Annotated in this window: 18 protein-coding genes and 1 tRNA gene; 8 read left to right on the top strand and 11 right to left on the bottom strand. The window is 70.8% G+C overall.

Features of this window, described 5'->3' with window-relative positions; translation table 11 throughout:
• Window positions 1-92: 92 nt before the first annotated feature.
• The 3 genes from Q1V88_RS11985 to Q1V88_RS11975 all read right to left on the bottom strand — a co-directional run bounded on the left by Q1V88_RS11985 (window position 93) and on the right by Q1V88_RS11975 (window position 2,641).
• Window positions 93-239, bottom strand: coding sequence for a hypothetical protein (locus Q1V88_RS11985; protein WP_300681429.1), 147 nt, complete (start codon window positions 237-239; stop codon window positions 93-95).
• 243 nt (window positions 240-482) lie between these two features.
• Window positions 483-1,520: a GTP 3',8-cyclase MoaA gene (gene moaA, locus Q1V88_RS11980; protein ID WP_300681428.1), complete on the bottom strand. Its 1,038-nt coding sequence runs from the start codon at window positions 1,518-1,520 to the stop codon at window positions 483-485.
• On the bottom strand, window positions 1,517-2,641 hold the full coding sequence (locus Q1V88_RS11975; RefSeq protein WP_300681427.1) for an XdhC/CoxI family protein: 1,125 nt from the start codon (window positions 2,639-2,641) through the stop codon (window positions 1,517-1,519). Before Q1V88_RS11975 ends, moaA begins: the two co-directional genes overlap by 4 nt.
• 141 nt (window positions 2,642-2,782) lie before the next feature.
• On the opposite strand from Q1V88_RS11975, the gene Q1V88_RS11970 reads away from it, so the two are divergent.
• On the top strand, window positions 2,783-3,376 hold the full coding sequence (locus tag Q1V88_RS11970; RefSeq protein WP_300681426.1) for an NTP transferase domain-containing protein: 594 nt from the start codon (window positions 2,783-2,785) through the stop codon (window positions 3,374-3,376).
• Between the two features lie 56 nt (window positions 3,377-3,432).
• Here Q1V88_RS11970 and Q1V88_RS11965 read toward each other — a convergent pair whose 3' ends face one another.
• Entirely contained in the window at window positions 3,433-3,678 is a 246-nt protein-coding gene (locus Q1V88_RS11965; protein ID WP_300681425.1) for a MoaD/ThiS family protein, read from the bottom strand.
• A gap of 178 nt (window positions 3,679-3,856) precedes the next feature.
• On the opposite strand from Q1V88_RS11965, the gene Q1V88_RS11960 reads away from it, so the two are divergent.
• From Q1V88_RS11960 to Q1V88_RS11945, 4 genes are read left to right on the top strand one after another with little or no spacing between them, the layout of a single operon-like run.
• Window positions 3,857-5,275 (top strand): substrate-binding domain-containing protein, encoded by a 1,419-nt coding sequence (locus tag Q1V88_RS11960; RefSeq protein ID WP_300681424.1) that lies wholly within the window; start codon window positions 3,857-3,859, stop codon window positions 5,273-5,275.
• Complete coding sequence (locus Q1V88_RS11955) at window positions 5,272-5,985, top strand: ABC transporter permease (RefSeq protein ID WP_300681423.1); 714 nt, start codon at window positions 5,272-5,274, stop codon at window positions 5,983-5,985. Before Q1V88_RS11960 ends, Q1V88_RS11955 begins: the two co-directional genes overlap by 4 nt.
• A complete protein-coding gene (locus tag Q1V88_RS11950; protein WP_300681422.1) occupies window positions 5,982-6,911 on the top strand; it encodes an ABC transporter ATP-binding protein in 930 nt (309 codons plus the stop codon). Before Q1V88_RS11955 ends, Q1V88_RS11950 begins: the two co-directional genes overlap by 4 nt.
• A gap of 9 nt (window positions 6,912-6,920) precedes the next feature.
• Complete coding sequence (locus Q1V88_RS11945; RefSeq protein WP_300681421.1) at window positions 6,921-7,295, top strand: TOBE domain-containing protein; 375 nt, start codon at window positions 6,921-6,923, stop codon at window positions 7,293-7,295.
• Window positions 7,296-7,313: 18 nt separating this feature from the next.
• Here Q1V88_RS11945 and Q1V88_RS11940 read toward each other — a convergent pair whose 3' ends face one another.
• Window positions 7,314-7,886 carry an SCO family protein gene (locus Q1V88_RS11940; RefSeq protein WP_300681420.1) on the bottom strand — a complete coding sequence of 191 codons (573 nt, stop codon included), beginning with the start codon at window positions 7,884-7,886 and terminating at the stop codon, window positions 7,314-7,316.
• A 68-nt stretch (window positions 7,887-7,954) separates the two neighbouring features.
• Window positions 7,955-8,476, bottom strand: a complete 522-nt coding sequence (locus Q1V88_RS11935; protein ID WP_300681541.1) for a TlpA disulfide reductase family protein — start codon at window positions 8,474-8,476, stop codon at window positions 7,955-7,957.
• A gap of 258 nt (window positions 8,477-8,734) precedes the next feature.
• Here Q1V88_RS11935 and Q1V88_RS11930 point away from each other — a divergent pair, with 258 nt between their 5' ends.
• The 3 genes from Q1V88_RS11930 to Q1V88_RS11920 all read left to right on the top strand — a co-directional run bounded on the left by Q1V88_RS11930 (window position 8,735) and on the right by Q1V88_RS11920 (window position 11,062).
• On the top strand, window positions 8,735-9,223 hold the full coding sequence (locus tag Q1V88_RS11930; RefSeq protein WP_300681419.1) for a DNA starvation/stationary phase protection protein: 489 nt from the start codon (window positions 8,735-8,737) through the stop codon (window positions 9,221-9,223).
• Between the two features lie 101 nt (window positions 9,224-9,324).
• Window positions 9,325-9,678 carry an SIP domain-containing protein gene (locus tag Q1V88_RS11925; protein ID WP_300681418.1) on the top strand — a complete coding sequence of 118 codons (354 nt, stop codon included), beginning with the start codon at window positions 9,325-9,327 and terminating at the stop codon, window positions 9,676-9,678.
• A 46-nt stretch (window positions 9,679-9,724) separates the two neighbouring features.
• On the top strand, window positions 9,725-11,062 hold the full coding sequence (locus Q1V88_RS11920; protein ID WP_300681417.1) for a helix-turn-helix transcriptional regulator: 1,338 nt from the start codon (window positions 9,725-9,727) through the stop codon (window positions 11,060-11,062).
• 506 nt (window positions 11,063-11,568) lie between these two features.
• Here the strand turns inward: Q1V88_RS11920 and Q1V88_RS11915 are convergent.
• From Q1V88_RS11915 to kdpB, 5 genes are all read right to left on the bottom strand, one after another.
• Window positions 11,569-11,658 (bottom strand) — tRNA-Ser (locus tag Q1V88_RS11915).
• A 67-nt stretch (window positions 11,659-11,725) separates the two neighbouring features.
• The gene (locus Q1V88_RS11910; protein ID WP_300681416.1) at window positions 11,726-12,418 is read right to left on the bottom strand and encodes a response regulator; all 693 of its coding nucleotides are present in this window, start codon (window positions 12,416-12,418) and stop codon (window positions 11,726-11,728) included.
• On the bottom strand, window positions 12,415-14,964 hold the full coding sequence (locus Q1V88_RS11905; protein WP_300681415.1) for a DUF4118 domain-containing protein: 2,550 nt from the start codon (window positions 14,962-14,964) through the stop codon (window positions 12,415-12,417). Before Q1V88_RS11905 ends, Q1V88_RS11910 begins: the two co-directional genes overlap by 4 nt.
• 7 nt (window positions 14,965-14,971) lie before the next feature.
• Window positions 14,972-15,580 (bottom strand): potassium-transporting ATPase subunit KdpC, encoded by a 609-nt coding sequence (kdpC, locus tag Q1V88_RS11900; protein WP_300681414.1) that lies wholly within the window; start codon window positions 15,578-15,580, stop codon window positions 14,972-14,974.
• Window positions 15,581-15,594: 14 nt separating this feature from the next.
• Window positions 15,595-16,989, bottom strand: a 1,395-nt coding sequence (gene kdpB, locus Q1V88_RS11895; RefSeq protein WP_300681413.1) for a potassium-transporting ATPase subunit KdpB, incomplete at its 5' end; no start/stop codon positions are given.

Here is a 16,989-nt window from a genome sequence, read left to right as displayed (position 1 = left end):
CGGCAACAGACCCGAGTCTGCTGCCGTTCTCGTTGGGGGCGGCCCCGCCAAGTGGGGGAGGGAGGAGGGGCCAGCTCGTCGCTAGGGAAGCGTCACTTGGTGACGGTCTTGATGACCGGCTTGACGCTGTAACCCCAGCTGTAGTCCATCGCGTGCGCAGGGGCGGTCAGTCCGAGAAGTCCGAGGCTCACGGCACCGGTGGCGACCGTGACGGCGATGATGCGTGCGCTGAGCTTCATGGGGGTGTCCTTGCATGTTGGGTTCATGGGAATCCCGAGAGGTACCTGCAGGACAAGTCTGGTCGCGGCCCCCAGGGCCGCGTTAGGACTATGGTCCCTCATCTCTTTGCAATGCATAAAGTTGCAGAGGCCTGCGGATTCACGCGTCGGGACGGTCCGCCTCACCGACGCGGCGGGTGGCTCCTGTTCACTGTCACCCCTGTGCGGGTGGTTTGTCGAGGGGTACGGCGAGCCCGATCCGGCTCAGCCGCCGATGGCGCTCATCGAGCGACTGGGCTCGGCGAACCCTGTCTCCGCCGCGGCCTCGCCCTCAGCGATCCCCCGCGCCGCCGCCTTCGGCCACATCGCCGCCCGCCAGCGGTCGGCGATCTCGTCGTCCGAGGCGCCCCCACGGAGCAGGCCCCGCAGGTCGGTCTCCCCGGTCGCGAACAGGCAGTTGCGGACCTGCCCGTCGGCGGTGAGCCGGGTCCGGTTGCAGGCCCGGCAGAAGGGCCGCGTGACCGAGGCGATCACACCCACGGTGGCCGGGCCGCCGTCGACGGTCCAGCGCTCGGCGGGAGCGCTCCCCCGCGCCTCGACGGCCGGGGTCAGCGTGAACGACCCGGCCAATGACGCCAGGATCTCCTCGGCCGTGACCAGGTGGTCGCGGCTCCACTGGTGGTCGGCGTCGATCGGCATCTGCTCGATGAACCGCAGCTCGTAGCCGCGCTCCAGGCAGAACCGCAGCAGTGCCGGTGCCTCGGTGTCGTTGACCCCACGGATCAGCACCGCGTTCACCTTCACCGGCGTCAGACCCGCCTCCTGGGCGGCGGCGAGCCCGGCCAGGACGTCGCCGAGCCGGTCGCGCCGGGTCATCTGGGCGAAACGCTCGCGGTCGAGGGTGTCGAGGGAGACGTTGAGCCGACGCAGGCCCGCCTCCCGCAGCGCCGGAGCGATCCGGCCCAGACCGATCCCGTTGGTGGTCAGGGCGAGGTCGAGCCGCTCCCCCACCTCGGCACCGATCGCCGCCGTCCGGGCGATCAGCTCGGGCAGCGTCGGGCGCAACAACGGCTCGCCTCCGGTGAAGCGCACCGACCGCACGCCGAGCTCGCCGACGGCGATCCGCACCAGCCGGACGATCTCGGCGTCGGTGAGCAGCTCCGGCTTCGGCAGCCACGACAGCCCCTCGGCGGGCATGCAGTACGTACAGCGCAGATTGCACTTGTCGGTGAGGGAGACCCGCAGGTCCGTGGCCCGACGACCGTGCTGGTCGAGCAGTCCGAGCGGGACCGTTCGGGTCATCGGTGGATCGCTCGATCCCCCGCGACCAGGCGTGTCGGCGTACCGCCGCGGGTGAGCATGACGATCTCGGCAGCGATCGAGACGGCCGTCTCCTCGGGCGTCTCGCCACCGAGGTCGAGGCCGAGCGGCGAGCTGATCCGCGCCAGCTGGAGGTCGCTCACACCGTGCTCGCGCAACCGCGCGACCCGGTGTGCGTGCGTACGTCGACTCCCCATCGCCCCAATGTAGGCGGCCGGACCGGCAAGTGCCTCCACCAGCACCGGGACATCGAACTTGGCATCGTGGGTGAGCACGCAGATCGCCGTACGGTGGTCGACCCGGCCCTCACGCTGGGCCTGCTCCAGGTAGCGGTGCGGCCACGTCACCACCACCTCATCGGCCGCCGGAAAGCGCTTGGCGGTCGCGAACACGCCCCGGGCGTCGCAGACCACCACGTGGTAGCCCAGGAACGCCCCCATCTGGGACAGCGCCCGAGCGAAGTCGCTGGCCCCGAAGATGAGCATCAGCGGGGGCGCGACGAAGGACCTGACCACGACCGGGACCGGGCTGCCGTCCTCGGCCTGGAGATGGAGGATGCCGGTCTCGCCGCGGCTGAGCAGGTCCTGGGCCTCGGCGCTCGCGGTGTCGGCCAGCTGACGTGACCCGGCGGGCGGCAGTGTCGCCGGGAGCGACTCCGTCGTCTCGGTCGCCCCGATCAGGAACGTGTCGCGGCTGTCGGCGTCGGGGCCCAGCAGCGTCACGGACGCGACCGAGCGGCGTTCGACGATCGCGTCGAGGGTGCGGGCCAGCACCACGGCGCCGCGACTCGCGGGCAAGACCGGCTCGACCAGCACCTCCAGCACCCCACCGCAGGTCAGCCCCACCGCGAAGGCGTCGTCGTCGGAGACGCCGTACGTCTCCAGCACCGGCGTCCCGCTGGCGATCACCTGCTGCGCCAGGTCGTAGAGCGCCCCCTCGACACAGCCACCCGACACACTGCCGAGCACCTCGCCGCTGGCAGCGACGGCCATCACCGCGCCGGGCTGGCGGGGCGAGGAGTGCCAGGTCGCCACCACGGTGGCGAGGGCGAACGGCATCTCCGCCTCGACCCAGCCCCTCAGCTCCCCGACCATCTCCCGCATGGCCACATGGTGGCATACCCACGTTTCAGGCTGATGGCGCCGACTTCCGGGTTCACCACGCGCGAGATCCGGGTTCACCACCCGCGAGATCCGGGTTCGCCACCGCCCACTTCCGGGTTCGCCACGGCTAGCCTGAGCCGCATGACGCGCCCCTCGATCGCCGGGATCGTGGCCGCAGCGGGCCTCGGCGTGCGGATGGGCGGGCCGAAGGCAGATCTGGTCGTCGACGGGGTCCGACTGCTGGACCGAGCGATCAACCTGGCGCAAGCGGGCGGCTGCGAGCCCGTCCTGGCGGTGATCGGTCCGAGAACCAGGCCGCCGAGGGATGTACGGAGCGTCGTGAACCCCAGCCCGGGCGACGGGATGAGGAGCAGCCTCGCGCTGGGGATCGGTGCGGTGACCGGCGTACCGCCGAGGGAGCAGCCGGACGCGATCGCGCTCCTTCTGGTGGATCAGCCCGGGCTGACGGCGGAGGCCATCGCCGCAGTGGTGCAGTCGTGGCGACCCGGGCGGATCAGTACCGGCGTCGTGGTCGGCCGGGACCGCCGCATCCGGACGCACCCGGTCGTGATGTCCCCCGCGCAGTGGCAGGCGGCGCTGATCTTGGCCGGTCCCGATGAGGGCGCGCGGCGCTACCTGGCGCAGCGAGCCGACCTGATCGACGAGGTCGAGGTGGACGTCGACCCGATGGACCTGGACACACCCGCCGATCTCGACCGCTGGAACCGTGGGTAACCCGGAAGTCGACGGTGGCGAACCCGGATCTCGCGCGTGGTGAACCCGGAAGTCGGCTACCCGCCGGCAAACGGCGGGAGTACGTCGACCACTGCCGCACCAGGCAGCTCGGTCTCCGCGTCGGCCTGTGAGCCGTCCACCAGGAACGACGAGGCCAGGCAGACCGCTCCGAACCCCTCGCGGGAGGCGAGCAGCGCCTTGAGGTCGGCGAGGGTGGCGCCGTCGGGGAGGGAGACGACCTCGGTCTCACGCCCGGCCGCAGCCTTCGCCCCGGCGAAGTAGCGCACTGTCACCGATCCCACGCCCGTCACAGTACCGACCTACGCGACCGACCTCCCCGACCTACCCGATCGGCCACCCGTCGGCGTCGGCGCAACCTCCGTTTCACACCTTCCACAAGATCAACGATTTAGATAGGTATTTCCTAGGTATAGTCGCGCACGGCTCACTCCATCGTTCGACACCAGCGAGGACGCACCGATGAACACCCGTACCCGCATCGCCTGGACCTCCGGGGTCGTTGCCCTCGCCCTTGCCGTGACCGGTACCGCCGTCGCCCTGCGACACCAGGACGCCAGCGACGCACAGCCCGGCGCGCCGAAGCGCACCCCGCTTCTCGTCGTCGGGACCAGCGATGTCGCCGACTCCTATCTGATGCACGACGTGATCGAGCCGGGATTCGAACGAGCCTATCCGGAGTACGACCTGCAGTACACCGGCTCCGCCACCGGCGCTGCGATCGCCTCGGCGAAGACCGGATCGGCAGCGGCCCTGATCGTGCACGCGATGAGCTTGGAGAACCAGTTCGTCGCCGACGGCTACTCGGCCGAGCCCGCAGGGCGGGCGATCTTCTGGGGCGACTACGTCCTGGCCGGCCCGAAGGACGACCCGGCCGGCGTACTGGACGGCGGCACTCACGACATCGTGACCGCCTTCGAGAAGATCGCCCGGGCGGGCGCGGAGGGCAAGGCCACCTTCGTCTCCCGCGGCGGCAACCCCGGCACCACCGTCCAGGAACATGCGCTGTGGGCCGAGGCAGCGGCCTCGACGACCACGCTGTGCACCGTCGCAGCCACCAATGGCGGCGGGAAGTCGCCGTACTCCTCAGCAGGCACCTGCCCCAGCACGATCGGCGCCAAGGGTGCCGACACCGGCGACCACGGCTTCCCCGCCTGGTACCGCACCACCGGCCTCACCCAGGCGGCCAACATCACCGCGGCCGACGCCTGTAACTTCACCGGAGCGCCCCACAACTCCTGTTACGTCTTCACCGATCGGGGCACCCTCCAGCACCAGCAGGAGACCGGCGCCGTCTCCACCCTGACCCTCCTCACCCGAGACAACGACACCTCGGCCCGCGGCGGTCACGCGGCGTTGGTCAACACGTTCCACGCCTACGTGATCAACCCGAAGGCGCCCGGCTTCGCCGCCATCAAGGCCGACAATCTCAAGACGAACGTCGCCGGCGCGACCGCCCTACTCGACTGGATCACCTCGGCTGCTGGCCAGCGCGCCATCGGCGCCTATCAGCCGGAGGATCCGGCCTTCGAGCCCTCGGCATCGCCGAAGGTCACTGTCCACGCGCCCACCGCCGCCGAGCCCCACGAAGCGATCACCATCAGCGGATCGCTGACGAACGTTGTACCCGGAATGCCGGCACTCGCTGGCGTCACCGTCCGTCTGGAGGGCGGCGACACCGCGTTCTCGGCGACGACCGACGCGGAGGGCGCCTTCGCCTTCCACGTCTCTGCTCCCGAGCTTGGCGAGATCACCTACCGACTCGTGACCGACCAGATCACTCAGACTGAGGACGATGCCCTCGAACCTGCGTTCCGCGACCTGCTCAGCGCCACCACCACGAAGGTCGGACCGATCACCGTGACATCGTCACCATCGTGACTTTCCTGCTCGACGGCCTGCGCGAGGCGTGGGACCTGCTGATCTCGGGTGACCCCGAGCTGATGCACCTGCTCTGGGTGACGTTGCAGGTAGCCGGTGTCGCCACCGCCGCGGCCCTGGTGATCGGCCTGCCGATCGGGCTCTGGCTCGGCCTGGCACGGTTCCGCGGACGCGGGGCGCTGATCGCGCTGGCGAACGCCGGGATGGGGCTGCCCCCGGTCTTCGTCGGTCTGGTGCTGGCGCTGTTGATGTTCCCGGCCTCGGCGCTGGGCCGGTTCCACCTGATCTACACCCTCAAGGCGGTCTACATCGCGCAGTCGATCCTCGCGCTGCCGCTGATGGTGGCGCTGACCTGCGCCGCGGTGCAGGCATTGCCCGGCGGCCTGCTTGACCAGTCCCGTGCCTTCCACGCCCGCGGCTGGCAGCGGGCGGTGCTGGCGGCCCGCGAGGCCTGGACCGGGATCGCGGCGGCCCTGATCGCGGCGGCCGGGACGGCGATGTCGGAGGTCGGCGCGATCATCCTGGTCGGCGGGAACATCCAGGGCTACGACCAGACCCTGGCCAGTGCGGCGCTCTTCGAGATCAACGCCGGGCACTGGACCCAGGGTGCGGCGATCGGCATCCTGCTGTTCGGCCTGATCCTGATCGTCGGGGCGCTGTTGACCCTGCTCCAGCACGGACCTGCGCTGGCACGGCGGTGGCGCCGATGATGCTCACCGTCCGTGATCTGGGCGTCCAGCGTGGACGCACCGCCGTGATCGAGGGCCTCGACCTGGACGTGGCCGAGGGCGAGGTGGTCGCGATCCTCGGCCCGAACGGCGCCGGGAAGTCGACCCTGCTGAGTGCGCTGGGCGGCCTGCTCCCCGCGACCGGGACGATCACAGCGGAGGGTCGGATCGCGACCGTCCTCCAGCACGCCGGCTTCGCGAAGCGCTCGGTACGCCGCAACGTGGACCTCGCCCAGGCCTGGTGGGGCGTCCCGCGCGGCCGCCGTCGGGCCCGGTCGTTGGCAGCGCTGGAGGCTCTGGGCGCGGGGCATCTGGCCCGGCGTCCGGCCGACGCGCTCTCCGGCGGGGAGGCCCGCCGGGTCCACCTCGCCCGTGGCGTAGCCGTCCAGCCCGACGTACTCCTGCTCGACGAGCCCTTCGCCGGGCTCGATCCCGCCAGTCATGCGGCACTGGTCGAGGAGACCGCCTCGGCGCTGCGGACGGCTGCGCGGGCCACCGTGGTGGTGCTGCACGACCGCGCCGACGCGTGGGCGCTGGCCGACCGCATCGTCGTGATGATGGCCGGTCGGATCGTGGCCGACGGCACCCCCGAGGCGTTGCTGGCCGAGCCGCCGTCACTGGAGGTGGCCCGCTTCCTGGGGTACGACGGCGTGCTGGCCGTCCCGGGTGGCACCTTGCTCACCCGGGCGGCACAGGTGCGGATCGATCCCGAGGGCGACCTGAGCGGGGAGGTCACCCGTCGGATCCGGCGTGAGGACGGTGCCCTGCTCGACCTGGCGTTGAGCAACGGCCGGGTGCGCTGCCTGCACCACGGCGTCCCGCCCGAGGTCGGCGCGCAGGTCCGGGTGAGTCTGGACCACACCGTCTCCTTCCCGACGGCTCTCCCGCCAGAGGGCGCCGAAGCCTAGGATTCCGGCATGGAATACCTACGTATCGGCGAGGTCGCCCAGGCGGTCGGCGTCAGTGTCGACACCCTGCGCCGCTGGGAGGCCGAGGGCAGGATCACCTTCGAGCGCCGCGGCAACCAGCGCGTGCTGCCCGCCTCGCAGCTCAGCGAGGTGAAGGCCTCGCTGGCGCCGCCGCAGCGTGGGACGAGCGCCCGCAACCACTTCGACGGGATCGTGGTGGCGGTCACCAAGGACGGTGTGATGGCGCAGGTCGAGCTGGCCTGCGGCGACTACCGGGTGGTCTCCCTGATGAGCCGCGAGGCGGCCGACGAGCTCGGCCTGGAGCCGGGGATGCCGGCGACGGCGGTGGTGAAGGCGACGAGCGTGATGGTGCAGACCTCCTGACACCCCGCCGAGGCGGCGCTACTCGGCGGGAAGCGGAACCCGCAGTTCCGTCCCTGCCCCTTCCAGCATGAAGGCGATGTCGGCCGCATAGTTCTTCGCGACTGTCTCCATCGGCCAGAAGACCTTCGACCGACCACGGGAGTCCAGAGCGACCGTCAACGTTCCATGCTCACCAGGGTCGTACCCGCCGCCTTCCAAGGAACCTCCGGCGTCGACGTAGACGCCGACCGAGCGAGCGAGCGCAGCAACATCAGCGATCGGACCTCGCACGCCGACGAACGCAGGGTCGATGTGCTTCAGGTAGCGGTTCACGACCTCTGCCGTGTCCCTCTGCGGGTCCGTCGTCACGAAGACGACGGCGACCTGGTTCCGCACATCAGGATCGAGACGCGACATCGCCATAGCGAGGTTCGTGAGGACCATCGGGCAGAAGTCCTCGCACTTGGTATAGCCGAAGAAGAGAAGCGTCAGCCGCCGTCCGGGCGGCCGCGCGAGATCGACTGCCTGATCGTCGGAGGTGCGCACGAGCGCGGTCGAGCTCGCCTGCATCGCAGGGCCCGAGATGACGTGCCCGCTGAACGGCACGACCACCGTCCTGCCCCCGCATCCGGCCAGAACACAGCACGCGAGGACGGCGGCGACGCTCCGTACCGCGAACCTCACTGCGCGTACTCCGCGATGCCCGCACGGATGTCCTCAGTAGACGAGATCTCCCCGATATGAGCGGCTACCGCCTTGCCGTCCTTCACCAGGACAGAGGAGGGGATGGCCATCAGCGGGACCGCGCCGTCCAGGGCAGAGCTGAACTGACCTGCCGTGTCCATCCAGTTGGGATAGGTAGCCTTCCGCTTCCGGAGCGCAGACAAGGCATAGTCACTGCTTCGATCCCGCGAAAGACCGAGGACCCGGACCAGTCCCGTCGAGGCGGCCCGCTGCAACAGCGCCATCTCCTGGACACATGGCTTGCAGTAGCTCGCCCAGATGTTGACCAGGACGACCCCGTCCACGTCAGGAGCGCTTGCCGATCCGAGCGGATGCGACGTGTCGATCTCAACCGCGACGGAAGGATCGATCGCATGCCACCCCAGGGTTGCGGCCACCCCTCCCGAGTTGTCCGAATCGGCCACGTAGGTGTCGGAACCGGCACATCCGCCCAGGCCCACGACCGCCACAGCCACCATCACCAGGGCTCCGACTGCGCGCCACCAGGCTGGCTTCACTCTGACTTCCCCCTACCAGGCTCACAAACAAGGCCTCGATGCTAACGAGAGGTTCCTGCCACCCCCATGCGCCCCCGGCCGGGAGACCGCAGGATGGGCGAACCCACTGAGGGCGTGAGCGGCGCCACCCAGGCAAGCCTGGGCTTCCTTGAACTGATCAAGAATCTGTCGCAGGCTTGAGGAACACACCAACCGTCACCACGTCTTGGGAGTCTCCTCATGTCCACGAGCACCGCCACCTCCGCCGACCTCTCCACCACCCCGGAGATCGCTGCCGGCGCCGCGCAGTTCCTCACGCCGGTCGTGATCGACCTGGCCGCCCTCGCCGTCAACGGCAAGCAGGCCCACTGGCACGTCCGCGGCGGCAGCTTCATCGGGATCCACGAGCTGCTGGACCAGGTCGTCGCCCACGCGCAGGAGTACGCCGACACCGCGGCCGAGCGGGTCATCGCTCTCGGTCTGCCGCTCGACGCCCGACTGGGCACCGTCGCCGACAAGTCGACCCTGCCCGCCCTGCCCGACGGGTTCCAGGGCTGGGAGTCCACCGTCGCCAAGGTCGTCGAGCAGATCGACGCCGCCCTGGTCACCGTCCGCGCCGCCGTGACCGGCCTGGACGACATCGACCTGTCCAGCCAGGACGTCGCGATCGAGATCGAGCGCGGCCTGACCAAGGACCGCTGGCTGCTGCACGCCCACGTCGCGTCCTGACCCGCACGACGACAGACGCCCCGCCCCGGTCCCGGGGCGGGGCGTCTCTCTGTCCGGGATCACGGGTTTTGCATGAGGTAAGGCTTACCTATACTGGACGCATGAGGTCCCACCGTCGCCGCCGGCCCGTCGATCACGTCCTGATCGCCGGTGACCTCGGCGATCTCGCGGCGATCCGGGCCGTCCTCGCCGACCTGGACCCGTCGTCGTACGGCCAGGTGCTCCTGGAGACCGGCGGGGTGAGCGACGTACCGCTGCTCGCGACGCCCGCCCGCGTGACGGTCCACCTGCTCGGCTCGACGCACGTCGCCGACGCCCTGGAGACCTGGGTCGAGGAGTGGCTCCCGCTCGGCGTCGAGACCGCCCCCGACGTCAAGGTCTGGATCGGCGGGCGCTCCCACGAGGCGATGACGACGCTGTACCGCTCGCTTCCCGTCCTCGCCCAGCGCCTCTGAGGCAGCCCACCTATCCCCACAACCTGGGATGAGGAACAATGGCGCTATGGACGGGGACCTCGCACTGCAACTGAAGGTCATCGACCCCACGGATCTGGGTGCCCGCATCAAGCGTTTCCGCCAGCAGCGCGGCATGACGCAGGGCCAGCTCGCCGGCGGGGTCTCCTCGACCGCGTACGTCTCGCGCATCGAAGCCGGACTCCGGCGCCCCGAGCCGGCGATCCTCGAAGGCCTCGCCCGCAACCTCGACATCCCGGTCCGCGACCTCCTCACCGGCGACGCGACGCCCTCGCGCGCGCGCGCGCAGCTGGAGCTGGACTACGCCGAGCTCGAGCTCAACACCGGCTCCGCGGCCCAGGCCGTGCTCCGCCTGGACAACCTGCCCGAGCACCTCGACACCGACCACCGCCAGCTCGCCGACCTGCTGCAGGCACTGGCCGGACAGGCGCTCGGCGCCGACCCGATCGTCAAGCTGGAGAAGCTGGTCGCCGAGAACCCGGTGAACGTCACGACCTGGTTCCGCGCCCAGATGGCGCTGTGCCGTGCGCTGCGCGACACCGGCGAGCTCGACTCCGCCGCCGCCGCCGGCGAGCAGGCCCTCAAGCACGTCGAGGAGCTCAACCTCACCGGCACCGACGACGGCATCCAGCTCGCCGTCACCCTGGCCGGGATCTACGAGATGCGCGGCGAGATCCCCCGGGCCCTGCGTCTGGCCGAGTCCACCCTGGCCCAGGCCGATGAGACCAGTACGCCGCGCTCGCGGGCCTACGTCTACTGGAACGCCTCTGTCTGCGAGTCCGAGCAGGGCAACATCTCGGCCGCGATCGACTACGCCGGCAAGGCGATCTCCCTGCTCGGCACCGACGGCGACGCCCGCCAGCGCGCCATGCTGCTGGCCAACATCGGTCGCTTCCACCTGCTCTCGGAGCCGCCGAACGTGACCACCGCGCTCGCCACCCTGGCCACCGCCAGCCGCGAGCTGGAGACCAGTGGCGCCTCGGCCACCGAGATCGCCACCGCGACCGTCGAGCAGGCCCGCGGCCTGGTGATGACCGGCGACCTGAGCACCGCTCACGAGCTGGTCGAGTCCATCCTGGCCAAGCGCGACGAGCTCGGCGCCTACCTGGTCGCCGACGCGCTCGTGCTCCGTGGCGAGATCCTGCTCCCGCGCGACAAGGACGCCGCCACGTCGGCGTACCACGAGGCCGTGCTCGCCCTGGCCGCCGGTGGCCAGGACCGTGCGGTCGCCAAGCTCTGGTACCAGATCGCGGCCCGCTTCGAGGCTGCCGGAGAGACCTCCGCAGCACTGGACGCCTATCGGCGTGCCGGCGTCGCGAGCGGTGTCGTCACCGCCGGCGTCGCGGCTGTCACCACCCTCGCCTGATCCTCGGACTCCCCCGCCGAGGGTGACGGCCTCCGAGTGCGGCCATCACCCTGCTCATGCGCGACCCGTCAGCAGCAGCGCAGCGTGTCAGCCCGCGCCGCGTCCGTGGCGACGGCAGTGCTCAGGCCGAGCGCAGTGACGGCCACGAGCAGAGCGGCGACGATACGGGACTTCTTCATGGGGGTTCCTCTTTCCTTGAATTTGCCTGACCAGGCACAGTCAGGCAGGAAGAGGCAACAGAGGGTCCCGGGGATATATGCCCGGTGTGAACGAGACGAATGCCTCATGAGGCATATGTCATACCGAAGGAGGCAGATCCGGGCAGGCGAGGGCGCGGGGCGGGGGTGGCCGGTCCCGGGCAGCCCCGGGCAGCCCTGCTGCCAGCGCGTTTGACCAGCAGGTAACGCCGCACCGGCCAGCCCGGAGCTCACACAGGCGAGAAATGCACGAAGGCCCGGTCCCTCACGGGACCGGGCCTTGCGCGGTGGTGCTGAACTCCACCGTGCTGGCGGAGGTGGCGAGATTTGAACTCGCGATGGGTTACCCCAAACCGCATTAGCAGTGCGGCGCCATAGACCGGACTAGGCGACACCTCCAGGACAGCGCCGCTAGGTTACCGGGCCGCGGGCCAGGAGTGCCAATCAGGGTCGCTTCCGGCGTGGCTCACGGTGTCGGCGGGACGTCCGGCTCGAACCGGTAGCCCATCCCCGGCTCGTTGCGGAAGTACCGCGGACGCGACGAGTCGGGCTCCAGCTTGCGCCGCAGCTGCGCCATGTAGAGCCGCAGATTGCCCTGCGCGTTCTCGTAGCCGGGCCCCCACACCGCCTGCAGCAGCCGCTGTTGACTCAGCAGTACGCCGGGGTTGCGGACGAACACCTCCAACAGGTGCCACTCCGTCGGGGTCAGGCGTACCTCGGCGTCGGCCACCGTCGCCCGCTTCGCCGCCAGCTCGACCCGGGCGTCGCCGAAGACGATCGCCGGCTCGTCGACGGCGACGGCATGGCGCCGGGTCATCGCCCGCAGCCGGGCCAGCAGCTCGTCCATCCCGAACGGCTTGGTCACGTAGTCGTCGGCCCCGGCGTCGAGGGCGTCGACCTTGTCGGTGCTGTCCGAGCGCCCCGAGAGCACCAGGATCGGCACCTGGCTCCACCCGCGCAGCGACTCGATCACCTGGACCCCGTCCATGTCGGGCAGCCCCAGGTCGAGCACCACCACGTCGGGTCGATGCTCGACGACGCCGTTGAGCGCCTCGGCACCGTCGCCCGCCGTCACCACCTCGAACCCCGCCGAGCGCAGGTTGATGGTCAGCGCTCGGGAGATGTGCGGCTCGTCATCGACGACCAGTACCCGCGTCATGCCTCGTCCTCTCCGGCAGCGTCCCAGGCCGGCATCACCAACGGTGCCGGCATCCGCTCCAGCGTGATCACCATCGTCAGTCCCCCACCCGGCGTCTCCTCGGGCTCCAGGGTCCCACCCATCGCCTCGACCAAGCCGCGGGAGACCGCCAGGCCGAGCCCGATCCCGGCCGCGTTGTCGGTGTCCCCCAGCCGCTGGAACGGCACGAAGACGCGGTCCATGTCGGCGTCGGGGATGCCCGGCCCGCGGTCGACGATCCTCAGCTCCACCCGGCCGCCGACGGCACTGCCGTTGAGCAGCGGCGGCGTCCCGGCCGGGGCATACCGTTGAGCGTTGGCGACCAGGTTCACGATCACCCGCTCCAGCAGTCCCGGATCGGCGTTGACCAGCGGCAGCTCCGGGGCGAGGTCGATCATCACCGCACGCGGCGAGACCCCGAGGTCGTCCAGGGCGCTGGCCAGCACGTCCTCCACCTGGGTCGGGCGCAGGTGCACCGGCATCGCGCCGACCTGGAGCCGGGACATGTCGAGCAGGTTGTCGACCAGACCGCTGAGCCGGTCCAGCGAGGCGTCGGCGGTGCGCAGCAGCTCACCGCGGTCCTCGTCGCTGACCGTCACCGCCGGACTGAGCAGGCCCGAGACGACCGCCTTCACCGCGGCCAGCGGCGCCCGCAGGTCGTGGCCGACAGCGGCGAGCAGGGCGGTCCTGACCTTGTCGGCCTCGGCCAGCGGTGCCGCCTGGGCTGCCTCGTGGGCGAGCCGGATCCGTTCGGCGGCGTCCCCGGCCCGGGAGGCGACCACGTCGGCCAGGCGGCGGTCCTGCGGCCGCAGCCCCGACCCGCCGATGGCCAGCACCCGTCCGGTGCCGGCCTTGAGCCGCACGGTGGCCTCGTCCGGCGTCACCGGTGCCGACGGTCCGGCCTCGGCCAGCGTGTGCCAGGTCGCCCCCTCGGCCTCGAGCAGAGCGGTCGAGCCGACCCCGAACGTCTCCCGGAACCGCTCGAGCATCCCGTCCAACGAGTCCCGGTCCGTGACCGGCGTACTCGCGACGTTGGCCAGGGCATGGGACTCGGCCACCGCCCGCGCCGCCTCGCGGGTACGCCGGGCGGCGAGATCGACCACCCAGCTCACCATCAACGCCACCAGCACGAAGATCACCAGGGCGAACGCGTTGTTCCGGGTGGCGATCGTGATGCTGTGCACCGGCGGGGTGAAGAAGTAGTTGATCAGCCCCGAGCCGAGCAGTGCGGCGACCAGCGCCGGACCGATCCCGCCGACCAGCGAGACCGCGACGACGGCGACCAGGAAGGTCAGCATGTCCGAGGCCAGGTTGAGCTTGATCAGGTCGTCGAAGCCGAGCAGGCCGGCCGCCAGTGCCGAGGGCAGCAGCACCGCCAGCCAGTAGCCGCGGGTACGCCGGGCCGCGCTCAGCGCCGCGGCGTTGGGCCGCGGCAGGGTCCGGCCCTGCCCGGCCTGGGCGTGGGTGACGATGTGGACGTCGATGTCGCCCGACTCGCGGATCGTCTGGGCGCCGATGCCGGGCCCGAAGACCCGCTTCCACGACGGACGCCGACTGTCGCCCAGGACCAGCTGGGTGGCGTTCTCGGCCTTGGCGAAGGCGAGCAGCTCGGCGTGCACGTCGTCGCCGAGCACGTGGTGGAACGAGCCGCCCAGGGACTCGACCAGCCGGTGCTGCTCGACCAGGTGCGCCGGGTCGGCGCCGGTGAGGCCGTCGGACTGGCTGACGTGCAGCGCGAGCAGGTCCCCGAAGCCGGAGCGGGCCGCGATCCGGGCCGCCCGACGGATCAGCTGCTCGCCCTCCGGGCCGCCCGAGAGCGCCACCACGACCCGTTCCCGGGTCTCCCAGGTGCGGTCGATGTCGTGCCGGCCGCGGTAGTCCTGCAGGGCCGCGTCGACCCGGTCGGCCACCCACAGCAGCGCCAGCTCGCGCAGGGCCGTCAGGTTGCCCTCGCGGAAGTAGTTCGCCAGCGCGGCGTCGACCTTCTCCGCGGCGTAGACGTTGCCGTGCGCCAGCCGCCGGCGCAGGGCCTGGGCTGACATGTCGACCAGCTCGAGCTGCTCGGCGCTGCGCACGAAGGCGTCCGGGACGGTCTCGCGCTGCGGCACCCCGGTGATCTTCTCGACCACGTCGTTGAGCGACTCCAGGTGCTGCACGTTGATGGTGGTGATCACGTCGATCCCGGCGGCGAGGATCTCCTCGACGTCGGCCCAGCGCTTGGCGTGCTTCATCCCCGGGGTGTTGGTGTGGGCGAGCTCGTCGATCAGCACCACCTTCGGCGACCGTGCGAGTACGGCGTCCAGATCGAGCTCCTCGACGCGGGTGCCCCGATACGGCACCACCCGACGAGGCAGCACCTCGAGCCCCTCGACCATCGCGGCGGTGTGGGGCCGGCCGTGGGTCTCCACGAAGCCGACCACCACGTCCGCACCGCGCTCACATCGGCGCCGCGCCTCACCGAGCATGGCGTAGGTCTTGCCCACGCCCGGCGCGGCGCCGATGTAGACCCGCAGCTGACCAGCACTCATAGGCTGATCATCGCAGCGAGTCGAGCTTCAGGTTGAGCTCCACGACGTTGACCAGCCGGTTGCCGATCAGGCCGAGCGCGCGGCCCTGGGTCGCACCGGCGACCGCCTCGCGGACCGTCTGCTCGCTCAGCCCCCGGGCCCGGGCGACCCGGGCGACCTGCTGATCGGCGTACGTCACCGAGATGTGGGGGTCGAGCCCGGAGCCCGAGGCCTGGACCGCATCGGGTGCCACCTGCGAGGCCGGCACCCCGTCGGCGGCCGCGATCTCGGCGATCCGCTGCTTCAGGGTGGCGACGAACTCCGGGTTGGCCGGGGACAGGTTGGAGGCCGAGGACGCCATCGCGTCGTAGCCGTCGCCCGCGGCCGAGGGCCGGGACTGGAAGTACTCCGGGTGGCCGACGAAGGACTGGCCGATCAGCGAGGAGCCGACGACGTGTCCGTCCCTGACGATCTGGGAGCCGCTGGCGTGGCTGTGGAAGGCGACCTGGCTGATCCCGGTGACCGCCAGCGGGTAGGCCAGGCCGAGTCCGACGGTGGCGACGACCATGAAGCGCAGGCTGACCAGGGTGAGCCGCAGCCAGCGCGGCAGGCCGGTGAGGATGGTGTTTGTGGACATCAGAGGCTCCGTTCTCAGCTCAGGCCCGGCAGGCGGGACACGAGCAGGTCGATGATCTTGATCCCGATGAAGGGGCTGACCAGGCCGCCGACGCCGTAGACCAGCAGGTTGCGGCGCAGCAGGGCCGCGGCGCCCGAGGGCCGGTAGCGCACGCCGCGCAGGGCGAGCGGGATCAGCGCGACGATGATCAGGGCGTTGAAGATGACCGCCGAGAGGATCGCCGACTCCGGGCTGGCCAGCCGCATGATGTTGAGCTTGTCCAGGCCCGCGTAGGCACCGGCGAACATGGCCGGGATGATCGCGAAGTACTTCGCGACGTCGTTGGCGATCGAGAAGGTGGTCAGCGCCCCTCGGGTGATCAGCAGCTGCTTGCCGATCCCGACGATCTCGATCAGCTTGGTCGGGTCGGAGTCGAGGTCGACCATGTTGCCGGCCTCCTTGGCCGACGCGGTGCCGGAGTTCATCGCCACCCCGACGTCGGCCTGGGCCAGCGCGGGGGCGTCGTTGGTGCCGTCACCGGTCATCGCGACCAGGCGGCCGCCCTCCTGCTCGGCCTTGATCAGCGCCATCTTGTCCTCGGGGGTGGCCTCGGCGAGGAAGTCGTCGACGCCTGCCTCCCGGGCGATCGCGGCGGCGGTGAGCGGGTTGTCGCCGGTGATCATCACCGTACGGATCCCCATCCGGCGCATCTCGTCGAACCGCTCGGTCATGCCGGGCTTGACCACGTCCTTGAGGTGGATCACACCGAGCACCTCGGCGGTCCGGCCACGGCGGCACTCGGCCACCACCAGCGGGGTGCCACCGGCGGCGGCGATCTGGTCGACGGTCGCGGTGAGCCCGGTCGGCTCGGTGCCGCCGTTGCCGCGCACCCAGGCCATCACGGCCGACCCGGCGCCCTTGCGGATCTCGCGGTCGTCGAGGTCGACGCCAGACATCCGGGTCTGGGCGGTGAACGGGACGAAGGTGCACTCCTCGGGGACGCCCGGGGTGCCGGGGCGTCCGGGGGTGCCGTCGTACGCGGCCTCGGCGAGGACCACGATCGAGCGTCCCTCCGGCGTCTCGTCGGCCAGGGAGGAGAGTCGGGCGGCCTCGCTCAGCACCGCGACCGAGTGCGGGCCGACGGGGACGAACTCGCTGGCCTGGCGGTTGCCGAGCGTGATCGTGCCGGTCTTGTCGAGCAGCAGGGTGTTGACGTCACCGGCGGCCTCGACCGCACGGCCCGACATCGCGAGCACGTTGTGCTGCACCAGCCGGTCCATGCCGGCGATGCCGATCGCCGAGAGCAGCGCGCCGTTGGTCGTCGGAATCAGGCACACCAGCAGCGACACCATGACGATCGCGGTGACGCCATTCGCGTTGAGCGCCTGCGTGTCTGGGTCGCCCGGATTGTTGGCCTTGGAGTAGATCGC

It is taken from the genome of Nocardioides sp. (genome assembly GCF_030150155.1).
Classification (GTDB): Bacteria; Actinomycetota; Actinomycetes; order Propionibacteriales; family Nocardioidaceae; genus Nocardioides.
This window is presented reverse-complemented; position numbering and strand designations above follow the sequence as displayed.

Excerpts from the sequence above, each read along its gene's own strand:
- Q1V88_RS11975 (WP_300681427.1), bottom strand. The coding sequence starts at position 2,641 with ATGCGGGAGATGGTCGGGGAGCTGAGGGGCTGGGTCGAGGCGGAGATG.
- kdpC (WP_300681414.1), bottom strand. The coding sequence starts at position 15,580 with ATGTCCACAAACACCATCCTCACCGGCCTGCCGCGCTGGCTGCGGCTC.
- Q1V88_RS11985 (WP_300681429.1), bottom strand. The coding sequence starts at position 239 with ATGAAGCTCAGCGCACGCATCATCGCCGTCACGGTCGCCACCGGTGCC.
- Q1V88_RS11920 (WP_300681417.1), top strand. The coding sequence starts at position 9,725 with ATGGACGGGGACCTCGCACTGCAACTGAAGGTCATCGACCCCACGGAT.
- Q1V88_RS11970 (WP_300681426.1), top strand. The coding sequence starts at position 2,783 with ATGACGCGCCCCTCGATCGCCGGGATCGTGGCCGCAGCGGGCCTCGGC.
- Q1V88_RS11930 (WP_300681419.1), top strand. The coding sequence starts at position 8,735 with ATGTCCACGAGCACCGCCACCTCCGCCGACCTCTCCACCACCCCGGAG.
- Q1V88_RS11935 (WP_300681541.1), bottom strand. The coding sequence starts at position 8,476 with ATGGTGGCTGTGGCGGTCGTGGGCCTGGGCGGATGTGCCGGTTCCGAC.
- Q1V88_RS11950 (WP_300681422.1), top strand. The coding sequence starts at position 5,982 with ATGATGCTCACCGTCCGTGATCTGGGCGTCCAGCGTGGACGCACCGCC.
- Q1V88_RS11960 (WP_300681424.1), top strand. The coding sequence starts at position 3,857 with ATGAACACCCGTACCCGCATCGCCTGGACCTCCGGGGTCGTTGCCCTC.
- Q1V88_RS11905 (WP_300681415.1), bottom strand. The coding sequence starts at position 14,964 with ATGAGTGCTGGTCAGCTGCGGGTCTACATCGGCGCCGCGCCGGGCGTG.
- Q1V88_RS11910 (WP_300681416.1), bottom strand. The coding sequence starts at position 12,418 with ATGACGCGGGTACTGGTCGTCGATGACGAGCCGCACATCTCCCGAGCG.
- Q1V88_RS11945 (WP_300681421.1), top strand. The coding sequence starts at position 6,921 with ATGGAATACCTACGTATCGGCGAGGTCGCCCAGGCGGTCGGCGTCAGT.
- moaA (WP_300681428.1), bottom strand. The coding sequence starts at position 1,520 with ATGACCCGAACGGTCCCGCTCGGACTGCTCGACCAGCACGGTCGTCGG.
- Q1V88_RS11925 (WP_300681418.1), top strand. The coding sequence starts at position 9,325 with ATGAGGTCCCACCGTCGCCGCCGGCCCGTCGATCACGTCCTGATCGCC.